The sequence below is a fragment of the Litorilinea aerophila genome (assembly GCF_006569185.2).
Taxonomy (GTDB): domain Bacteria; phylum Chloroflexota; class Anaerolineae; order Caldilineales; family Caldilineaceae; genus Litorilinea; species Litorilinea aerophila.
Map to the genome: position 1 here is coordinate 25,920 of NZ_VIGC02000001.1, position 19,253 is coordinate 45,172.

General features: G+C 66.1%; 12 protein-coding genes. All 12 read left to right on the top strand.

The window, feature by feature from the left end:
• The first annotated feature begins 34 nt into the window (after positions 1-34).
• A complete protein-coding gene (locus FKZ61_RS00120) occupies positions 35-634 on the top strand; it encodes a cytochrome c-type biogenesis protein (RefSeq protein WP_141608034.1) in 600 nt (199 codons plus the stop codon).
• Positions 627-1,238, top strand: a complete 612-nt coding sequence (locus FKZ61_RS00125) for a TlpA family protein disulfide reductase (protein WP_170198999.1) — start codon at positions 627-629, stop codon at positions 1,236-1,238. Before FKZ61_RS00120 ends, FKZ61_RS00125 begins: the two co-directional genes overlap by 8 nt.
• Before the next feature lie 39 nt (positions 1,239-1,277).
• On the top strand, positions 1,278-3,275 hold the full coding sequence (locus tag FKZ61_RS00130; RefSeq protein ID WP_170199000.1) for a heme lyase CcmF/NrfE family subunit: 1,998 nt from the start codon (positions 1,278-1,280) through the stop codon (positions 3,273-3,275).
• Positions 3,276-3,283: 8 nt separating this feature from the next.
• Positions 3,284-3,760, top strand: coding sequence for a zinc ribbon domain-containing protein (locus FKZ61_RS00135; RefSeq protein ID WP_141608037.1), 477 nt, complete (start codon positions 3,284-3,286; stop codon positions 3,758-3,760).
• 481 nt (positions 3,761-4,241) lie between these two features.
• Positions 4,242-4,880, top strand: a complete 639-nt coding sequence (locus tag FKZ61_RS00140; RefSeq protein ID WP_141608038.1) for a TetR/AcrR family transcriptional regulator — start codon at positions 4,242-4,244, stop codon at positions 4,878-4,880.
• A gap of 51 nt (positions 4,881-4,931) precedes the next feature.
• Positions 4,932-7,160: an ABC transporter permease gene (locus FKZ61_RS00145; RefSeq protein ID WP_141608039.1), complete on the top strand. Its 2,229-nt coding sequence runs from the start codon at positions 4,932-4,934 to the stop codon at positions 7,158-7,160.
• A gap of 48 nt (positions 7,161-7,208) precedes the next feature.
• Positions 7,209-8,528 carry an HlyD family efflux transporter periplasmic adaptor subunit gene (locus FKZ61_RS00150; RefSeq protein ID WP_141608040.1) on the top strand — a complete coding sequence of 440 codons (1,320 nt, stop codon included), beginning with the start codon at positions 7,209-7,211 and terminating at the stop codon, positions 8,526-8,528.
• A 20-nt stretch (positions 8,529-8,548) separates the two neighbouring features.
• Positions 8,549-9,427: an ABC transporter ATP-binding protein gene (locus FKZ61_RS00155; protein ID WP_141608041.1), complete on the top strand. Its 879-nt coding sequence runs from the start codon at positions 8,549-8,551 to the stop codon at positions 9,425-9,427.
• A gap of 360 nt (positions 9,428-9,787) precedes the next feature.
• Positions 9,788-11,344, top strand: a complete 1,557-nt coding sequence (locus tag FKZ61_RS00160; RefSeq protein ID WP_141608042.1) for a hypothetical protein — start codon at positions 9,788-9,790, stop codon at positions 11,342-11,344.
• 38 nt (positions 11,345-11,382) lie between these two features.
• Positions 11,383-13,971, top strand: a complete 2,589-nt coding sequence (locus FKZ61_RS00165; RefSeq protein ID WP_170199001.1) for a glycosyltransferase family 39 protein — start codon at positions 11,383-11,385, stop codon at positions 13,969-13,971.
• Positions 13,968-16,580: a phospholipid carrier-dependent glycosyltransferase gene (locus FKZ61_RS00170; protein ID WP_141608044.1), complete on the top strand. Its 2,613-nt coding sequence runs from the start codon at positions 13,968-13,970 to the stop codon at positions 16,578-16,580. The genes FKZ61_RS00165 and FKZ61_RS00170 overlap by 4 nt, the downstream gene beginning before the upstream one ends.
• Positions 16,577-19,207, top strand: a complete 2,631-nt coding sequence (locus FKZ61_RS00175) for an ArnT family glycosyltransferase (RefSeq protein ID WP_141608045.1) — start codon at positions 16,577-16,579, stop codon at positions 19,205-19,207. The genes FKZ61_RS00170 and FKZ61_RS00175 overlap by 4 nt, the downstream gene beginning before the upstream one ends.
• Positions 19,208-19,253 lie beyond the last annotated feature (46 nt).

The following is a 19,253-nucleotide window of genomic DNA, read 5'->3' on the forward strand; positions in this document are numbered from 1 at the left end:
CAACCCGCCCGCGGCGACAGACAGGTAGCGAGCTGTGCAAACATATCCACCTGCATTTTCAGATCCCTCCCCCGGCCGGCTATCCCCATCCGGCCCGGTTTCGCTGTCCCCGTGGGGACGCCCCTGGGTCGCGCTGGCCTGGGCGCTCTTTCTGGGCCTGATCTGGCTGGGGCTGGCCACGCCAGCCTGGGCCCAGGATGCCACCCCGCCCGATGTGGACCCGAACCAGATCAACGCGGTGGCCCGGGAGCTCTGGTGTCCCCTGTGCAGCGGGGTCCGCCTGGATTCCTGTGAGCTGAAGGCCTGCGAACAGATGCGAGACGTGATCGCGCTCAAGCTGGCCGCTGGTGAGGATCCCGAATCCATCAAAGCCTATTTTGTGGAACAATATGGCCCCCAGGTGTTGGGGGAGCCGCCGCGCCAGGGCTTCAACTGGCTGGCCTGGATCCTGCCCGTAGTGGCGGCGGTGGGAGGCGGCCTCTTCGTCTGGCGGAAAGCCCGCCAAATGGTCCGCCCGGCGACTGTCACGGCGCCGTTGCCCACCTCCACAGCCGACAACCGGCCAGGAGATGGGACGGCGGATGAAGACGAGTACGCCCGCAAGCTGGAAGAGGAGCTGGCCCGCTATGGCTGAGCTGACCCGGCATGATCCCGGCCCGGAAGACGACGGCGTGGCCTCCCTGCCTTCTACGACAACGGCGGGGCATCCCCGTTCTGTGACCCTGTGGCGGCTGGTCATCATTGGCATTTTCCTGATCTTTGTGGCTGTCCTGGCCCTGCGGCTGTGGCAGACCAAGGCGTCCGAGCACCGGGCAGCGGGGCTGGCGCCTCCCTTCACCGTCACCACTTTCGACGGTGAGACCATCTCCCTGGAGGATCTGCGGGGGAAGGGGGTAGTGCTCAATTTTTGGGCCAGTTGGTGCGACCCGTGCCGGGAGGAGGCCCCTCTGCTGGAACAGACCTGGCGCCGGGAACGGGACAACGGCATCATCTTCATCGGGCTGGACTATCTGGACCAGGAGCCGGCGGCCCGGGCCTACCTGGCCGAGTACGACATCACCTACCCCAATGGCCCCGACCTGCGCAGTCAGGCCGCCCGCCGCTACGGCATCAAGGGCGTCCCCGAGACGTTTTTCATTGATCCCGAGGGACGCATCATCGGCATCGTCATTGGCCCCATCCAGAGCCAGGCCCAGATGGATCAGTACTTGAATCAGATTCGCCCCCGCCGCGAGTAAATGCTGGCAACTTTCGCCCATGATTTGGAAACAGCACCCATGATCTTTCACATCGGCTATCTGATCCTGATCACCGCCCTGCTGCTGGCCCTCTTCGGAATGGCCGCCGGCTTTTTGGGTGGCCGCCGCCGGGATCCCCGGCTGGTCCAGAGTAGCTTCCATGCCATCTACGCGGTGGCGGTATTGGTGGGCCTGGCCGGGATCATCCTCTGGTATGGGCTCCTCACCGACCAGTTCCAGCTCACCTATGTCTGGAACCATTCGGAGCGGGCCCTCCCCACCTTCTACAAATTTGCCGCCCTGTGGGGAGGGCAGGCCGGCAGCCTGCTCTTCTGGAGCATGATCCTCTCTGCCTACAGCGTGATGGCGGTGACGGTGAACCGCCACCGGCTCCAGGCCCTTATGCCCTATGCCAACGGGGTGCTCCTGGCCACGTCGGCCTTCTTCCTGGTGCTGCTGGTCTTTGCCGCCAACCCCTTCAAACAGGTGGACTTCGTCCCGCCGGATGGCCAGGGGCTCAACCCTCTGCTCCAAAATTACTGGATGGTGATCCACCCGGTCATGCTCTACCTGGGCTATGTGGGCATGGCCATCCCCTTCGCCTTTGCCATGGGCGCGCTGCTCAGCCGTCGCCTGGACAACCAGTGGGTGCGCACGGTACGACGCTGGACCCTGATCGCGTGGATGTTTCTCTCCGCCGGCATCCTCATGGGGAGCCAGTGGGCCTACATGGAGCTGGGCTGGGGTGGCTACTGGGCCTGGGACCCGGTGGAGAATGCCAGCTTCCTGCCCTGGTTGACGGGCACCGCCTTCCTCCACAGCATCATCATCCAGGAGCAGCGGGGTATCCTCAAAGTCTGGAACATGGTGCTCATCTGGTTGACCTACTTCCTGGTCATCCTGGGGACCTTCACCACCCGCAGCGGTGTGTTGGAAAGCGTCCACAGCTTTGCCCAGAGCGACGTGGGCGCCTATTTCCTGGTTTTCCTGGTTCTGGTGGTGGTCAGCTTCCTCTGGCTGCTGTTCGACCGCCTGCCACTGCTGCGGGATGAACAGCCCATCGACTCGTACGCCAGCCGGGAAGCAGCCTTTTTGGGCAACAACTGGCTCTTCACGGCCATCGCCTTCGCCACCCTGTGGGGGACCTTTTTCCCCATGTTCAGCGAGCTGCTCACCGGCGAGCGGATCAGCGTGGCCGCGCCCTTCTTCAACAAGGTGAATGGCCCCCTCTTCCTCCTGCTCTTTTTGCTCATGGGTATTGGGCCGCTGCTGGGGTGGCGGCGCACCAGTGCGCAGGCCCTGCGCCGGCAGTTCACCGTGCCCCTGGCCGTTGCAGCCGTCTTTGCCCTGGTTTTCGCCTGGTTCAGCCCCAACCTCTTCCCAGTGGTGGGCCTGGCCACCTGTGTCTTCGTGGCAGCGACCATTGTCCAGGAATACGTGCGGGGCCTCCAGGCCCGGCGCACCGCCACCGGGGAGGCCATCCCGGTGGCCCTGGCGTCCCTGCTGCGGCGGAACGGCCGCCGCTACGGCGGCTACATCGTGCACCTGGGCATCGTCCTCATCGGCGTGGCCATCATCGGCAACGAATTCTACCAGCAGACCACCCACGTCACCCTGGCCCAGGGGGAAGGGGTCACCCTGGGCGGCTATGAGCTGGTCTACAGCGGCATGGAGCAGCGGCGTCAGTCCAACCTGACCGAGTACGGCGCCCGGCTGATGGTCTTCCGCCAGCAGAACGGCAAACTGCTGGGCTCCATCCTGCCCCGTCGCAACATCTACGACAAGAATCCCGAGATGCCCACCAGTGAAGTGGGCCTCTACATATCGCCGCTGGAGGATGTCTACGTGGTGTTGAACGGCTGGGAGGCCGGCGGCACCACAGCCACCTTCAGCATCTACGTGAATCCCCTGACCATCTGGATGTGGATTGGCGGCGGGGTGCTGATCCTGGGCACCCTTATCGCCATCTGGCCCCATCCCGCCCGTCGCCGGGTTGAAGCGGCCCAGGCCGGCGCCCACGTGGGCGTCGGGGCATAGGAGGCGCCATGTCCTGGCTCACCCTGCTTGTGGCCCTCCTGCTCTCCGCCGCAGCGCTGGCCTATGTGCTTTGGCCCCTCCTTCGCCGGGAGGCTCCGCCCATGCTGCTGGAAAACGACCGCCTGACCGAACTGCTGGGCCGCAAGGACGCGGTCCTGCGGGCCATCAAAGACCTGGAGTTCGACTACCAGGTGGGCAAAGTGAGCGAGGAAGATTTCCACCGCTTCAACCAGGAGCTGCGCCGGCAGGCCATCCGTCTGATCCAGCAGATCGAGCAGGAAGCGCCCCAGGTAACCAGCCTGGACGAACGGCTGGAGGCGGAGATCGCCCGCCTGCGCCGAACCCGAGCCGACGAGGCATCCGCTCCGGCCACCATCTCTGCCCGCTACTGTACCCACTGCGGCCATCCCCTGGAAGCCGATCACCGCTTCTGCGCCCACTGTGGCCAGCCGGCAGCCCTGCCGGAGACGGTCCACCCCGGCTGAGGGGGCTACCCCACGCCTGGCCCCACCGCCCCATACCAGCCGCCAGCCGCCTCTGCCCGGAGACAGGCGGCTGGTTTTGTTTCCTTTGTGGTATAATTCATCTAGCCGTACCGACCGGTCGGTCAGTCCGGGATGGGGGTCAACGCCCGATATGAGGCCCCGTATCACACGGTATTACACGGTCCATTTGATCCAGCTGTCTGATCCATGACTCCGCTGCAAAAAGGGCATTTTTGAACGCAAAGGCGCAAGGGCGCAAAGGCGCAAAGAAACGCAGGAGACAGTAACCCGAATCAGCGTTCATCTGCGTGGGTCAGCGTCCTCATTTGACCTTTGTGCAGTAGAGTCATCTATGGCTCCACTGCCAAAAGGGAGTTCACACCGCTGAGACACGAAGGGAAGCCCAGAGAGAAAACAGCGTGCACTGGGCCTCTGCGGTGTTCTTACAGGGAAGCCATCCATCAGGGGAGAGGGGGAGACCATGAGCCAGCCTGAGGAGAGGGGAACTCGCCGGGAGCAGATCCTGGCCGCGGCCATGGCCGTCTTCGCCCGCAAGGGCTTCGACCAGGCCAGCATGGATGACATCGCCACGGAAGCCGGCCTGAGCAAGGGCGGCGTCTACTGGCACTTCAAGAGCAAGGAAGAGATGATCCTGGCCATCCTGGACCAGCTCTTCCAGCAGGATCTGGCTCGCCTGGCAGCCGTACAGGGGGATGGGGAGCCGGTCATGGAGCGCCTGCGCCGGCTTCTGGACTTCGCCCTGGAGGATGTCAGGCGGCTGGCGGATCTACAGGCCCTGTCGGTCAGTTTCTACGCCGCGGCCCTCTTCCAGGAGCCGGTCCGACAGGAGCTGCGGGGCTACCTCCGCCAGTACCGGGCGTTGCTGGAAGCCCTGATCCAGCAAGGCATTGAACGGGGCGAGTTTGGCGACCTGTCCGCCCAGGCCGCGGCCCTGGCCTTCATGGCCCAGTTTGAGGGGCTCATCCTCCTGTGGATGATTGACCCGGAGCAGATCGACCTGCCCGCCATGGCCCATTATGCCCTGACCCTGCTAGAGCGGGCTTTCCGGGCGACATCGGCGGACACCGCAACATCTTCGACGGCGGCCCTGTCTTCTTAAGGGCGCCCATGTTTTGAGTCGCGGTTGTGAGCCAAACAGGCGGATGCAGCCATGGTACTCAGGAATCTATGGCGTCGAGGTACCCGGAGCCTGTTGACGGTGCTGGGCATCGCCATCGGCGTGGCGGCGGTGGTGGCCCTGGGCGCCATGGCCCGGGGCATCGCCATCAACTACGGCAACGCCCTGGGGCTCAGCAACGACCTGTTGGTGACCCAGGCCAACGCCTACGACGTGGTCTTCAGCAACCTGGACGAAGACCTGGGCCGGCGCATCGCCGCCATCCCGGATGTGACCAACGTGGATCCGGGCGTCTTCACCTGGATCGCGGTGGGGGACGTGCCCTACTTCCTCATCTTCGGCTACGAGCCCAACAGCGTGGCCATGCAACACTACCGCATTGTGGAGGGGAAGCCGGTGATGGCTGCCAAGGAGATCGCCATCGGCCGGCGCGCGGCGGATGCCCTGAAGAAACAGGTGGGGGACACCCTGCGCATCAACGGCGTCCCCTATCGCATTGTGGGCATCTACGAAACCGGTCAGGGCATGGAGGAATCCGGCGGGGTGGTGACCCTGGACGATGCCCAGGAGATCGCACAGAAGCAGCGCCAGGTGAGCCTCTTCCAGGTGGGGGTACGCCGGGGGGCCGACATCGAGCTGGTGCGCCAGCGCATCGAAAAGCTGGACCGCAACATCGTGGTGAGCAAGGCCAGCGACTACGAGGGCAGCGAACAATGGACCGCCTCCCTGCAGGGGCTGGCCTGGGGCATCGCGGCCATCGCCATCCTCATCGGCGGCCTGGGCATGATGAGCGCCATGGTCATGAGCGTGCTGGAGCGCACCCGGGAGATCGGCACCCTGCGGGCCGTGGGCTGGTCTCGGGGGCGCATCGTGCAGCTCATTCTGGGCGAAGCGGTGGTCTTGAGCCTGGCGGGCGGCGCCATCGGCGTGGGGCTGGGCGTACTCCTGGCCTGGCTGGCCGGGCGCATCCCCGGCGCGGGCGCCTTCCTGGAGGGCAGCATCTCGCCCGGCATCATCGGCCAGGGGCTGGCCACGGCCTTGGGGCTGGGCCTGGTGGGCGGCGCCTACCCGGCATGGACGGCCGCCAACCTGCGGCCGGTGGAGGCTCTGCGGTACGAGGGGGGCGGCGCCACGGCCAGCACCGGCTTCCTGGCCCGCATCGGCGACCAGAGCTTCCGCAACCTCTGGCGCCGGCGCACCCGCACCCTCATCTCCACCGCCGGCATCGGCATCGGCGTGGCCACCCTGGTCATGTTGGGCGGCCTGATCGACGGCATCATCGGGCAGCTCAACGGCCTGGCCGGCAGCGGCGGCACCGGCAGCATCACCGTGATGCAGCGGGACGTGGCCGACATGAGCCTGAGCAGCCTGGATGAGCGGCTGGTCAATCTCATTCGCGCCATGCCCCAGGTGAAGTCAGCCAGCCCCTATGTCCTGGGCGTGGTCAGCACCCCGGACCTGCCCCTCTTCATCTTCGGCGGGCTGGATCCCAACACGCCAGCCATTCGACACTACAAACTGCTGGAAGGGCGCTACATGCAGCGCCCCAACGAAATTGTGCTGGGCAAAATCGCTGCCGAGACCTACAAGCTGGGCGTGGGGGACACCATCACCCTCTACAACAACCGCTACAAAATCGTGGGCATCTACGAGACCGGCATCGCCTACGAGGATGGGGGCGGCATCCTGGCCTTGCGGGAGGCGCAGCGGCTCCTGGGACGTCCCCGGGCCGTCAGCTTCATCTTTGTGGACGTCTACGATCCGTCCCAGGCGCGGGCCGTGGCCGAAGCCATCAACCGTCGCTTCCCGGAGGTACGGGCCAGCCTGAGCAGCGAATTTGCCCAGAACACCAACGACATCCAGACCACCCAGGCCATGACCACAGCCATCCGCCTCCTGGCCCTGATCGTGGGCGGCATTGTGGTGGCCAATACCATGATCATGTCCATCTATGAACGAACCCGGGAGATCGGCACCTTGCGGGCTGTGGGCTGGTCCCAGCGGCGCATCCTGCTCCAGATCCTCCAGGAGAGCGTCTACCTCTGTGGACTGGCCGCCATCCTGGGATCGATCCTGGGCGTGGCCCTGCTGACCGGCATCAGCGTGATCCCGGTGGCCAGCCAGTTCATCGAGGTGGCCTGGTCCCTGCAGACCTTCGTGGTAGCCATTGCCGTGGCCCTGGCGCTGGGTGTCATTGGCGGCTTTTACCCGGCCTGGCGGGCCAGCCGGCTTCAGCCGGTGGAGGCGCTGCGCTATGAGTAGCCGGCAGCCCGTTTCAGGACCACCAGACCACGCGGTGCGAGGTGTGCTATGAAACGCTGGATCCTCATCGCTGTCCTTCTGATCGTAGCCGTGGGCGGCTGGCTGGGCTATCAACGCTATCAGGCGCAACAGCTGGCCCAACAACAGGCGGCCGAAGCCCAGGATGCCCAGGCCGCCGATCTGGAAAGCGTCATCTGGGCGTCGGGCAAGCTGGAACCGCTCCGCTGGTCCGAGCTCAGTTCCGTCAACCAGGGCATCGTGGAGGCCATCCACGTCCAGGAAGGGGATTGGGTGGAAGCCGGCGATGTACTCCTGGAGCTGGACACGATGGTGCTGGAGAGTCAGCTCCAGGAGGCGGAGGCCGCCCTGGCGGAGGCCCAGGCCGCGTTGGACAAGCTCCGGGCCGGGGCCACCTCCGCGGAGATCGCAGCTGCCCAGGCCGCGGTGGATGCAGCCAAGGCCAGCGTCGCCCAGGCAGCCGGGCAGATGCTGGAGACCCAGGCCGCCATTGAGGCGGCCGAAGCGGCCGTCGAGGTGGCACGCCGCCAGTATGAAGAAATGGCCAGCCATCCTACCCCGGCAGAGCTGCAGGTGGCCCGGGCGGAGGTGGCCGTGGCCGAAGCGGCGGTCATCCAGGCCCAGGCGGCCTACAACCTGGTGCGGGGCGACCCTAACATCGCCGCCCGGCCGGAATCCATGACCCTGGCCCAGGCCACGGCAGCCCTGGAAGCGGCCAGGGCCAAAGCCGCCCTCACCGAGCAGGGGCCCACGCCCCAACAGCTGGCCGTGGCCCAGGCCAACATCCAGGCGGCGGAGGCCCAGGTCAAGATCGCCCAGAGCCGCATCCCAGGCGCCGAGGCCAACGTGAAAGCTGCGCTGGCCAGCCAGGCCAGCGCCGAAGCGGCCCTGGAAAAGCTCCTGGCCGGGGCCACGCCCGAGGACATCGCCATGGCCGAAGCCCGGGTACAGTCGGCCCAGGCCGCGGTGAACAGTGCCCGGGCCCGGCTGCGCCAAAGCCAGATCGTGGCCCCCTTTGCCGGCCAGGTGGGCCAGATCAACGTGCGGGTGGGCGAGCCCGGCATGCCCGGCCAGCCCCTGGTCCTCTTGGGCGACACCCGCACCATGCATGTAGTCACCACCGACCTGCGGGAAACGGACGTGGTCAAGGTGGAAGTGGGCATGCCTGTGGAGGTCACCTTCGATGCCCTGCCGGACCAGATCTTCACCGGGACCATCACCTGGATCGCGCCCGTGAGCACCACCGAACAGGGAAGCACCAACTATCGGCTCTTCGTGGACGTGGCCGAGCTGGATCCCAGCCTGCGCTGGGGCATGACGGCGTTCGTCAATATTTATACAGGCCAATAACCTGGTCTGCCGAGTATGCCATGACAGAACGGTTAATCGAGACCCGACATCTGAGCAAGGTTTACGGCAGCGGCGAGACCGCGGTCCGCGCCCTGGACGACGTCAACCTGACGGTGGAGCGGGGTGAGCTGCTGGCGGTGATGGGGCCCAGCGGCTGTGGCAAGAGCACCCTGCTCAACATGCTGGGCGCCCTGGATCAGCCCAGCGAGGGGGAAGTCTGGGTGGCGGGCGAAAACCTGGCGCGCCTGAAGGATGTGGACACCTTCCGCGCCCGGACGGTGGGCTTCGTCTTCCAGCTCCACAACCTGCTGCCCACCCTCAACGCGCGGGAAAACGTGGAGGTGCCCATGGTGGGCCACGTAGCCAGCGCCCGGGAGCGGTCCCGGCGGGCCATGCACCTGCTGGAGCTGGTGGGATTGGCCGACCGGGCCGACCACCTGCCCAACCAGCTCTCCGGCGGGCAACGCCAGCGCATCGCCATTGCCCGGGCCCTGGCCAACGAGCCCGCCCTGATCCTGGCCGACGAGCCCACCGGCTCCCTGGACAGCCAGAGCGGCGAGGAGATCCTGGCCCTGTTGGCCCGGCTGAACCAGAGCCAGGGCGCCACGGTGGTGATCGTCACCCACGACCGCCGGGTGGCCCAGGCGACCCAGCGCATCGTCCGCATGAAGGACGGGCGCATCGTCGAGGACCATCGCCTCACCGACCCCCTGGAGGAAGACCTGCGCATGCTGGCCCGCAGCCGGCTGGGCCAGGCCATCCTCCAGGGAGACGACACCAGGCCCCTGGCCGGGTTGACGCCTGAAGAAGTGGCCACGTTGCGCCGCATCCTGCGGCGCGTGGCCGGTGCGGGGGAAGCGGAGGCAGCCCCGGCGACGCTGCCCCTGTCCGTGGGTTGACGCTCCCCCCTTGGGTGCGATCCACAGATGTACGGATGGGTTCACTGTAGTTCACTGTAGAAGCCACAGATTTCCCAGCCTCCCCCGGCGGGTGAAGGGGCGGCGACGGCTGCGCAGCATGTAGGGGCGAATCATGATTCGCCCCGCCTACGACGAGGCACCGATTTCCGTAGGGCGGGCCTCCGTGCCCACCCGCTATCCCTAAAGTGCAAAAGCCCTGTCATCTGTGGATGAAAACGAAAGCGAAGGGATCGTGAGATTTTCTTCTGGCGTTATCTGCGGTAATCTGTGGAATCTGTACTTTCTACAGTGACGCCGGTACAGGATGATGCAGCTCATCGACGGGACAGGAGTATCTGGATGACCTGGAGCAGGCAGAAGGGTGGGGTTACAGCCGTTGCCCTGGTGGCGGTGGGATTGGCCGTGGGGCTCTTTGGGCAGACCGTTTACAACGACAGCCACAACGAGCAAATGTACGTGACCGCGGGTTACCTGGTCGCCCAGGGGAAGCGACTGTATCAGGACTTCGCCTTCGTCCAGATGCCCTACGTGCCCCTGCTGTACGCCCCCTTCTTTCGGCTGACCGGCGGATATTTTCTGCTGACCGCCAAGCTGATCAACTACGCCTGGACCGGCCTTACCGCGCTGCTGTTGTACATGGCCGGCCGGCGCTGGACCCGGGATTCCCTCTTCAGCCTGACCCTGGTGGTGGTCTTCCTGTCCAACTACTACATCACCCGGGCCACCATGGAGGCCTCCAACTACACCCTGCCCATGGCCCTGAGCCTGCTGGGGGGGCTGCTCATGGCGGGGGCCTACCGACGCGGTGCCATCCAGAGTGGAAGACTGTTGCTGGCTGGGGTGGCCCTGGGCGGCGCCATCGGCGGCAAGCTCTACTACGCCTCGCTGGTCGTGCCCTGCGGCCTGTTGACCCTCCTCTACCCGCGACAGGCGGCTGGGTGGACACGGCTGCGCTGGGGCGCGCTTCCCCTGGCGGTGGGCCTGGCGGTGGGCCTGGGGCCCGTGTGGTACTACCTGCTGCGGGATCCGGATCGCTTTCTGTTTAACAACCTGGGCTACCACACCACCAACACCCTTTGGCGGGTGCAGAGCGGCTTCCTGGAGGACGCCTCCCTGTGGGGGAAGCTGAGCATCGCCCGGGACGTGCTGGCCAATTCCAACGTGCTGCCCCTGGTGCTGTGGCTGGCCCTGGCTGGCTGGCTTTTACTGGATCGGTGGCCGGAGATGCCCCGAGGCGACGGCCGTGAACGTCTGACCCTCCCCGTGGCTGTGGCCGGTCTGATGGCCCTCACCGCGACGGTGACCGCGTTCACGCCGAGCCCCCTGTTTCCCCAATATTTCGCCATGCCCGTGCCCTTCCTGCTGCTGACCCTGGCCGCGCTGCAGGGCCAGCTGCTCCCTTCGCAGCAGGGCATCCTGCGCCGCCTGGCCCTGGTGGTGGCAGCCATTTCGGTCCTCATCATTCTGCCCCGGCACACGGGCGCGCTCCACAATGCCCTGGATCCAGAGAAAGCCTGGTCCGGCGTGGCCGCCCACGACATCGCCTACGCCATCCGCGGCCATCTGGTGCAGGCGGGTCACCTGGACGGGGAAGCCTCGCCCAAGGTGGCCACCCTGTCGCCGGTCTACGCCATCGAGGCCAGGTTGGACATCTACCCGGAGCTGGCCACCGGCTCCTTCGTCTATCGCATCGGGGATCTGCTGAGCCCGGCAGAGCGAGAGCGCTATTTGGCCACCTCCCTCTCCACCCTGCACCAACTTTTGGACAGCGACCCGCCTGCGGCCATTCTCATCACCGAGGAGGGGGAGCTGGAAACACCCCTGCTGGAGTACGCCCAATCCCGAGGGTATGAACCGGCTGCACAGTTCTCTGTTGGCCAACTCTTCATCCGTTAGGCCGAACGGGCCGCCCCATGCTATACTCGGGATTTGACATGATGCGACAGATACTGACACAGCGCTTCTATCTCGTGCCGCTCCTGGCTCTGGCAGTGCTGGCCCATGTGGGGCTGATGCTCGACCTGCCCCTCATCTGGCGAGCCGGGGCCGCGCTGATCATCACCGGGCTGACGCCGGGGATGCTCCTGGTGGAATGGCTGCTGGGGGACGACGCGGAACGCCAGCCAGAGCTGTGGGAGCGGGTTCTCTATGGGGTGGGCGCCGGCTACGCCCTGATGGTGGTGGTGCTCCTGCTCCTGAGCTATTGGCCCGGCCCCCTCCACCGCTGGCAGACCCTGGTTGCCTTCGACCTGTTGAACGCGAGCCTGGCCTTCCTCATCTGGCGCCAGGGGCGTACCCTCCCCCAAAGTGCCCCCGGCGTACCAGGCGTGACACAGACACGGGACGTGGATCGCCGCTGGCTGGTGGCGGGGCTGCTCTCCCTGGCCCTGGTGGCCGGCTTCTTCCGCTTCCCCAACCTCTCCTATTCCGAGTTCCAGGGGGATGAAGCCCGGGCAGTACTCATCGCCGCGCAGAACATCCAGGGCTATACCGAGGCGCTGCTCACCCACAAGAAGGGGCCGGCGGAAATCCTGGTGCCCACGGCCATCTACTCCCTGACGGACCGCCTCAACGAAGCCAGTGCCCGGCTGCCCTTTGCCATCGCCAACTTCGCCGCCCTGTTTGCCATCTTCCTGTTGGGGTGGCGGCTCTTCGGGCCCGTGGGAGGGTGGACCGCGGCCATCCTGCTGGCGCTGGACGGCTACCTGATCGGCTTTTCCCGCATCGTCCAGTACCAGAGCCTGGTCTTCTTCATGGTGGTGCTCACCGTCCTGGTGCTCCACCGGTTGGTGCGCCACCCGGCCGGGCTGGGCCGCTACCTCACCCTGGCCGCGCTCTTCCTGGCCACGGGGCTACTGGCCCACTACGAGGCGGCCCTGGCGGCGCTGCCCGGCCTCTACCTGCTCTACACCCTCTGGCGGCAGGGGCAGCCCCTGCCGCGGCTGGTCCGCTCCCTGGGGGTGCCGGTCCTGGTGGGCGGAACCGTGCTGGCCATCTTCTACGTGCCGTTTGTCCTGAACCCCAGCTTTCGCATCACCTACGCCTATATCACGGTCAACCGCATCGGCACCTCCTTTCCGTACAACAACCTGGTGGACTTCTTCGAACGGTCCACCCTCTACAGCTCCACCTACTACTTCGTGCTGATGGCCGGGCTGGCCACCCTGGGCCTGGCCCACCTGTACCGGCGCAACTGGCCGGACTGGCGGGGCTGGCTGGCCACAGCCCTGCTGGTGGGCGGGGTGACCCTGACCTTCTGGGTGCCCAACTGGCTGACCGTGGCCGGCCAGGATCATACCTGGCTCTTCTTTGCCGCCGTCCTGGCTGCGGCCTGGTTTCTACCCCGCTTCCCCATGGAAGAGCGACTGGTCTGGCTCTGGTTTGGCGCGCCCATGGTGTTGATGCTCTTCTTCACCCTCACGCCCAACACCCACGTCTACGGCTTTGTCATCCCCTGGGGGCTGGTGGCCGGCATGGTCCTGGCCCGGGCCTGGGCCTGGCTGCGCAACCGGCTGACCATCCCGGCCGCGCGGCGGGTGGCCGTCCCCACCATGGCCCTGGCCATCGCCCTCTTTGGCAACTACGAATACTGGTACTTCGTCCACACGGGCGTGGAGGTGCTGCGCACCTGGCGAGAAAACCGTCCCTGGGGCTACTGGTTTAGCTACGACATGCCCACCCGCATGTCCATCTTCGGGTTTCCCCTGCGCAACGGCTGGAAGGTAGTGGGGAGCCTCTACGCCGAGGGCGTGTTGGATGCGCCCTTTGACCTGAACGGCAAGGAGCCGGTGGCCGACTGGTACACCCGGGGCCAGGGCCGCTGCCCCCGGGACCATGTCTACTACATCTTCACCCAGTCGGTGGAACCGGCGGACAAGGGCTACCTCACCGTCATTCGCCAGCAGGTGGAGGAACAGGGCTATCAGAAGTATGGCGTGGTGATGGTGAACGGTGAAGAGCGCCTGACCATCTACAAAATGGCCGACGAGCCCATCACGCCCCAGGTCTTCCAGGTGGATGACTTCGAGACCCGCTTCGACGAAAATCTGAGCGGACCCCACTTCGAGTTGAGCGGCCCGGTGGCGGAGCCGGCCATCCAGCACCCGCTGGACTACCGCTTTGGCGATGCCATCCGCCTGCAGGGCTACCGGCTGAACAGCACCCAGGCGACCCCGGACGGTGCCCTGTCCCTGACCCTGTACTGGCAGGCCACCCAGCCAGTGGAGACCAAGTACAGTGTCTTCACCCAAATCATCGACATGGGCGACTTCCACAAGGTGGGCCAGCGGGACGGCGAACCCGGCTGCAACGAGTTTCCCACCACCTTCTGGCGGCCCGGCGACACCATCGCGGACCGCTACTTCATCCCCGTCTACGCGGACGCGCGTCCCGGCACCTACACCCTCCTCATCGGCATGTACGACGGTGACACCGGGGAACGGCTGCCCATCTTCGATGGGGAAGGCCAGCCCATCGGTGACGCGCTGGGTTTGACTGAGATCCAGGTTCTCCCTGCCCCATGAGACCCACCGCCCTTGCCCGGCATCCCGGCTTCTGGGCCCTGATCCTGGCGCTGCTCATCTGGCTGCCCCGGGGACTGGTGCTGGATCGCTTCGTCACTGCAGACGAACATGCCTGGCTGACCCGGTCCGGCAATTTTTACCAGGCCCTGGTCCGCCATGACTGGGCCAACACCTTTCAGCGCCATCACCCGGGGGTGACCGTGACCTGGGCAGGGGCCCTGGGTTTCTTGATGCGCTATCCGGCCTACGCCCAGGATGCGCCGGGCCAGTTCGGCTGGCTCACCGAGGAGATCGAGCCCTTCCTGCGGGAGCAAGGCCACGACCCGGTGGCCTTACTGGCCGCCGGCCGAAGTGTGGCGGTGCTCCTTATCACGGCCGTGCTCCTGGTGGCCTTTGGGGTGACGGTACGCCTGCTGGGGCTGGGGCCGGCACTGCTGGGCTTTGGTCTCATCGCGCTGGATCCATTCCACGTGGCCCACTCCCGGCTCTTACACCTGGACGGGCTGGTGAGCAGCTTCATGCTGCTGGCGGTGGTGGCCTTTATCCACCACCTGCTGAACGGCGACCTGCGCTCCCTGCTCCTCTCAGCCGTGGCCACATCCCTGGCCTGGCTGACCCGTTCACCGGCCCTCTTCCTGGCGCCCCTGGCCGGTCTGTTCACTGCCCTGCACTTAGTCCAGTCTGGCGTCAATACCACGGCAGAAATTCCGGGGGCCCCCTGGGCGCGCTCCTTCCGGCGGAAACCATTGGCGAATTTCGGCCGGGATTTACGAATATGGCCCGGCCCCATGGCCCTTTCCAGCCGGGTGCTCAGGCGTTGGGCCTGGCGGCTGCTCCTCTGGGGTGGGGTGGCGGCGGGGCTATTCGTGTTGCTCTGGCCCGCCATGTGGGTCCACCCTGTGGAGAGTGTGCGCCAGATCCTGGAGGCGGCGGAGACCTACGCGGCAGAGGGACACCTCAAACCCACCTTTTTTGCCGGGCAGGTGTACGGCGGCGACCCGGGGTTCTTCTTCTACCCCATCACCTACCTGTGGCGGAGTACGCCGCCGGTGCTGGTGGGCCTGCTGCTGGCAGCGGTGGCGTTCGTCCGGCGAGGGATGCCCTTTGGCGAACGCCCCGCGCGCGCCACAGCCGTCTACCTGGCCCTGTACGCGGGGCTCTTCATGCTCTTCATGAATGTGGGCGCTAAAAAATTTGACCGCTACGTCCTGCCCAGCTACCTGCCCCTGGACCTGCTGGCCGGCGGGGGCTGGTATGCCCTGGCGGCATGGCTGGGCCGGCACTGGCCGAGGTCCAGGAGCTGCGTCGCCGCCATGGTCGGCGTGGTGGTCCTGGGGCTCCAGGCCGGGTTCACCCTGCCCACGGCGCCGTACTACCTGAGCTACTACAACCCGCTTTTGGGGGGCAGCCGGCGGGCCCCCGAGGTGATGATGATCGGCTGGGGCGAGGGCGCGGACCAGGCAGCCCGATACCTCAACAGCCTGCCCAATGCCCGGGAACTGGTGGTGGCTTCGGGCTACACCAACGGCCCCTTCTCCTATTTTTTCCAGGGGCGCACCCTGCCCATCTACTTCTGGCACCAGGCGGACTACGCGGTGCTCTACGCCCAGGACTTCCAACGCCAGCTACCGTCGCGCGCCTTCATCACTACCTTCAGCCGGCAGACACCCGTCCACGTGGTGCGCATCAACGGGCTGGACTACGCCTACATCTACGACCTGCACAACATGCCCCTGCCCGACTACGTCACCGATTGGGCGGATGCCATCCGGCTGGTGACCTATCAGTTACCGGCGGGAACAATTTCACCGGGGGATACCTTCCGTGCTATATTCTACCTCGTGAACCGCGCCCCCATCCCGACCAACTGGAACGTGTTGGTCCGGGTGGTAGGTGCGGATGGGGTGGAAGTGGCCCGCAGCGAAGGATGGCCCTGGGGTGCCCCCACCTCCACCTGGCGCGAGGGCGACGTGTGGCCCGATGGCCACGATCTGACCATTCCGCCCGGGACGCCGCCGGGCATCTACCGGGTGGAGTTGGGCTTCTATGACCCCGCCGACCAGACGCTGTTGCCCGCCACTGGGGCGCAGGATGGCACCCCCCGAGGGGACCTGGTGGCCCTGGACTACATCCAGGTGGGCACGGTAGCGCCGCCCCGGTCGGCCCGGCTGGCTACGCCGGTCGAGCTGGGTGGAGAAGTTCGCCTGATCGGAGCCCAGTGGCTGGATAGCCGCGGCGCTGCCTTCGACCCGGCCAGGACGGAGGTGGCGGCTGGCGAGCCACTGACCTTGCAGCTATACTGGCAGGCAGCCGCCCGTCCCAGCCTGCCGTACACGGTCTTTGTCCATGTGGTCGATGGCAACGGCCACATGGTCGCCCAGGATGACCACCAGCCCCTGCAGGGGTTCTTCCCCACCGACCGCTGGTTTCCGGGCGTAGTGGTTGCCGATACTTATCGATTGCAGTTGCCCGGGGCCGGTGCTTTCACCGTCTTCGTGGGGATGTACGATGGCGCCACAGGCCAGCGGCTGCCGGTGCAGGGGCCAACGGGTACAGGTGGCGATTCGGTTCAGCTGACCGTTTTGTCAGCAAAGGTACTTCAGCAATGATTCGATTCTGGCAGAGTCTTACCGCAGAGTCCACGGCCCTGGCCGGTGCACGGCCAGCCCAACCCCAGATCTGGAGCCGCCTCCGGGCGGCGTTGGGCCAGCGACAACTGCTGGCCGTCCTCCTGGTCGCCCTGGCCATCTGGCTGCCCCGGGGCTTTCAGCTGGACCAATACGTCACGGTGGACGAGAGCAAGTGGCTGGTTCGCTCGGCCAACTTCTACGAAGCCCTGGTCAACGGCCACTACCAGCACACCTTTCAGCATGGCCACCCCGGCGTGACCATCATGTGGGCGGGAACGGCCGGCTTTCTCTGGAAATTTCCGGCCTACGCCCGTCTGGCGCCGGGGCAATTCGCCTGGACTGACGACGCGTTTACCGACTTTTTGAACCAGCATGGGCTGACAGCCCTGGAGATGCTGGCCGCCGGCCGCACCTTCATCGTGCTGGCCAATGCCCTGGTGCTGGCCCTGGCCTTTTGGTATGCGTGGCGGCTGCTGGGCCTGTTGCCGGCCACCTTGGGCTTTGCCCTCATCGCCTTTTCGCCCTTCCATTCCGCCCTTTCCCGGCTCATGCACCCGGACAGTCTGCTGAGCACCTTTTTGCTCTTCACCGCGCTGGCCTACCTCCACTACCTCCACCGGGGACGCCGGCCGCTGGACCTGCTGATCGCCGGCCTGGGTGCAGCGCTGACCATCCTGACCAAGACACCGGGGATCTTTCTCTTTCCCCTCCTGGGCCTCTATGGCCTGGTGGACCATGTGGTTCAGGTAGTGGGTACGCCAGGCTGGCGCTGGCGGGACCTGGTGTGGGGACGGACGCTGGTGCGTTTTGTGGCCCCCCTGGCCGTCTGGGTACTCATCTTTGCCCTGTTCTACTTCCTCATGTGGCCGGCCCTCTGGGTCGCACCGGTGGACACCCTGCGGGAGGTGCTGGACATCTCCGGCGACTACGCGCTCCAGGGCCACTCCAGCCCCATCTTCTTCGACGGCCGCATTATCAACGGCGATCCGGGCTCCCTCTTCTACCCGGTCACCTACCTGTGGCGCAGCACCCCCCCGGTCCTGTTGGGCCTGCTGTTGGGCCTGGTGGTCCTGGCGGCCGGCTGGGGCCCGGGACGGGAGCGGGGCGCGCGCCAGACCGGCTGGGGCATGTTGGCTATTGCTCTGTTCTTCACCATCTTCATGGACCTGGGCGCCAAGAAGTTCGACCGCTATCTGTTGCCCGTCTACATGCCCCTGGACATCGTGGCGGGCCTGGGCTGGGGCGCGGCGACCCTCTGGCTGGCCCGCCTTCCCCGCCCGAACCTGGCCCGCTGGGCACCTGCCCTGCTGGCTGGCGGCGTGGTGCTGGGCCAGGCCGGCCTCTCCCTGCCCACCTATCCCTACTACATCACTTACTACAACCCGCTGATGGGCGGTCCGGCCAAAGCGCCGGAAGTCATGCTCATCGGCTGGGGAGAGGGGTTGGACGAAGCGGCCCGCTACCTCAACGAGACGGTGGATCCCAACACCACCACCGTCTCCTCGTGGTACCCGCGCGGGCCCTTCAGCTACTTCTACAAGGGCGTCACCGACTCCAACCGGGCCTTTTGGGAGGCGGACTACGACGTCATCTACCATCACCAGTGGCAGCGTGAGTTGCCCTCCCGGCGCATGATGGCCTATTTCAACACCCTGACGCCCGTCAAGACCATTTCCCTCAACGGCATCGAATATGTGCGCATTTACGACATGCGCCAGGCGCCGGCCGCGGATTACACCGTGGAATGGGGCAACGCCATCCGCCTGGTCTACTACGACACCTTCTCCGGGGCCATGTACCCGGGCATGCGCTTCGACATGACCATGTACCTGGTCAAGGTGGCGCCCCTGGACAAGAACCTGAACATCCTGGTGCGGCTGGTCAACGCCGACGGCCACGAGCTGATGCGGGTGGACGGCTGGCCCGAGGGGATGGCCACGGCCAAATGGCCCATCGGGGAGGTGCTGCGCAGCAACGACTACAAGGTGGACATCCCACCGGACACACCACCCGGGCTCTATCGCATCGAGGTGAGCTTCTACGACCCGGCCACCCTGGAGCACCTGCCGGTCACCTCGGTCAACACGGGCGAGCTGCTGCCGGAGCCCTACGTGCTGGACTACCTGATCGTGGGCGACCTCCCGGAGACGCCTCGCCACCCCCTGGAGCCACCGGCCGATCTGGGCGGACAGATTCGGCTCTTCGGAGCGGATCTTCTGGACGAGAACGGCCAGGCGCGGGCGAACAAGCAGGCCACCTACGGGCCGGGCGAAGCGATCCGGCTGCGCCTCTTCTGGCGTGCCCTGGACTTCATGTACACCGACTACACCGCGTTCGTCCACCTGGTCGGCCCGGACGGCACCCTGATCGGCCAGCAGGATAAGCAACCCCTGGATGGCTTCATTCCCACTTCCTACTGGCCGCCCCGGCAGATCATCGCGGACGACTACACCGTGCCCATCCCGGCCGACGCGCCAGCCGGCACCTACACCCTCCGGGTCGGCCTGTACGACCTGGCGACCATGGCGCGCCTGCCCGTCACCCGAGATGGCGAGCCAGCCGGCGACGCGGTCACCGTGGCCGAAATCCCCATCGGCGTTCGCTGATGCCTGGTCGATCCCGGCAGAAATTCGCCGAGAGTTACCCGCAGAG

Bases quoted from the DNA above. Each gene is read 5' to 3' on its own strand.
- FKZ61_RS00125 (WP_170198999.1), top strand. From the start codon at position 627: ATGGCTGAGCTGACCCGGCATGATCCCGGCCCGGAAGACGACGGCGTG.
- FKZ61_RS00130 (WP_170199000.1), top strand. From the start codon at position 1,278: ATGATCTTTCACATCGGCTATCTGATCCTGATCACCGCCCTGCTGCTG.
- FKZ61_RS00135 (WP_141608037.1), top strand. From the start codon at position 3,284: ATGTCCTGGCTCACCCTGCTTGTGGCCCTCCTGCTCTCCGCCGCAGCG.
- FKZ61_RS00140 (WP_141608038.1), top strand. From the start codon at position 4,242: ATGAGCCAGCCTGAGGAGAGGGGAACTCGCCGGGAGCAGATCCTGGCC.
- FKZ61_RS00145 (WP_141608039.1), top strand. From the start codon at position 4,932: ATGGTACTCAGGAATCTATGGCGTCGAGGTACCCGGAGCCTGTTGACG.
- FKZ61_RS00150 (WP_141608040.1), top strand. From the start codon at position 7,209: ATGAAACGCTGGATCCTCATCGCTGTCCTTCTGATCGTAGCCGTGGGC.
- FKZ61_RS00155 (WP_141608041.1), top strand. From the start codon at position 8,549: ATGACAGAACGGTTAATCGAGACCCGACATCTGAGCAAGGTTTACGGC.
- FKZ61_RS00160 (WP_141608042.1), top strand. From the start codon at position 9,788: ATGACCTGGAGCAGGCAGAAGGGTGGGGTTACAGCCGTTGCCCTGGTG.
- FKZ61_RS00165 (WP_170199001.1), top strand. From the start codon at position 11,383: ATGATGCGACAGATACTGACACAGCGCTTCTATCTCGTGCCGCTCCTG.
- FKZ61_RS00170 (WP_141608044.1), top strand. From the start codon at position 13,968: ATGAGACCCACCGCCCTTGCCCGGCATCCCGGCTTCTGGGCCCTGATC.
- FKZ61_RS00175 (WP_141608045.1), top strand. From the start codon at position 16,577: ATGATTCGATTCTGGCAGAGTCTTACCGCAGAGTCCACGGCCCTGGCC.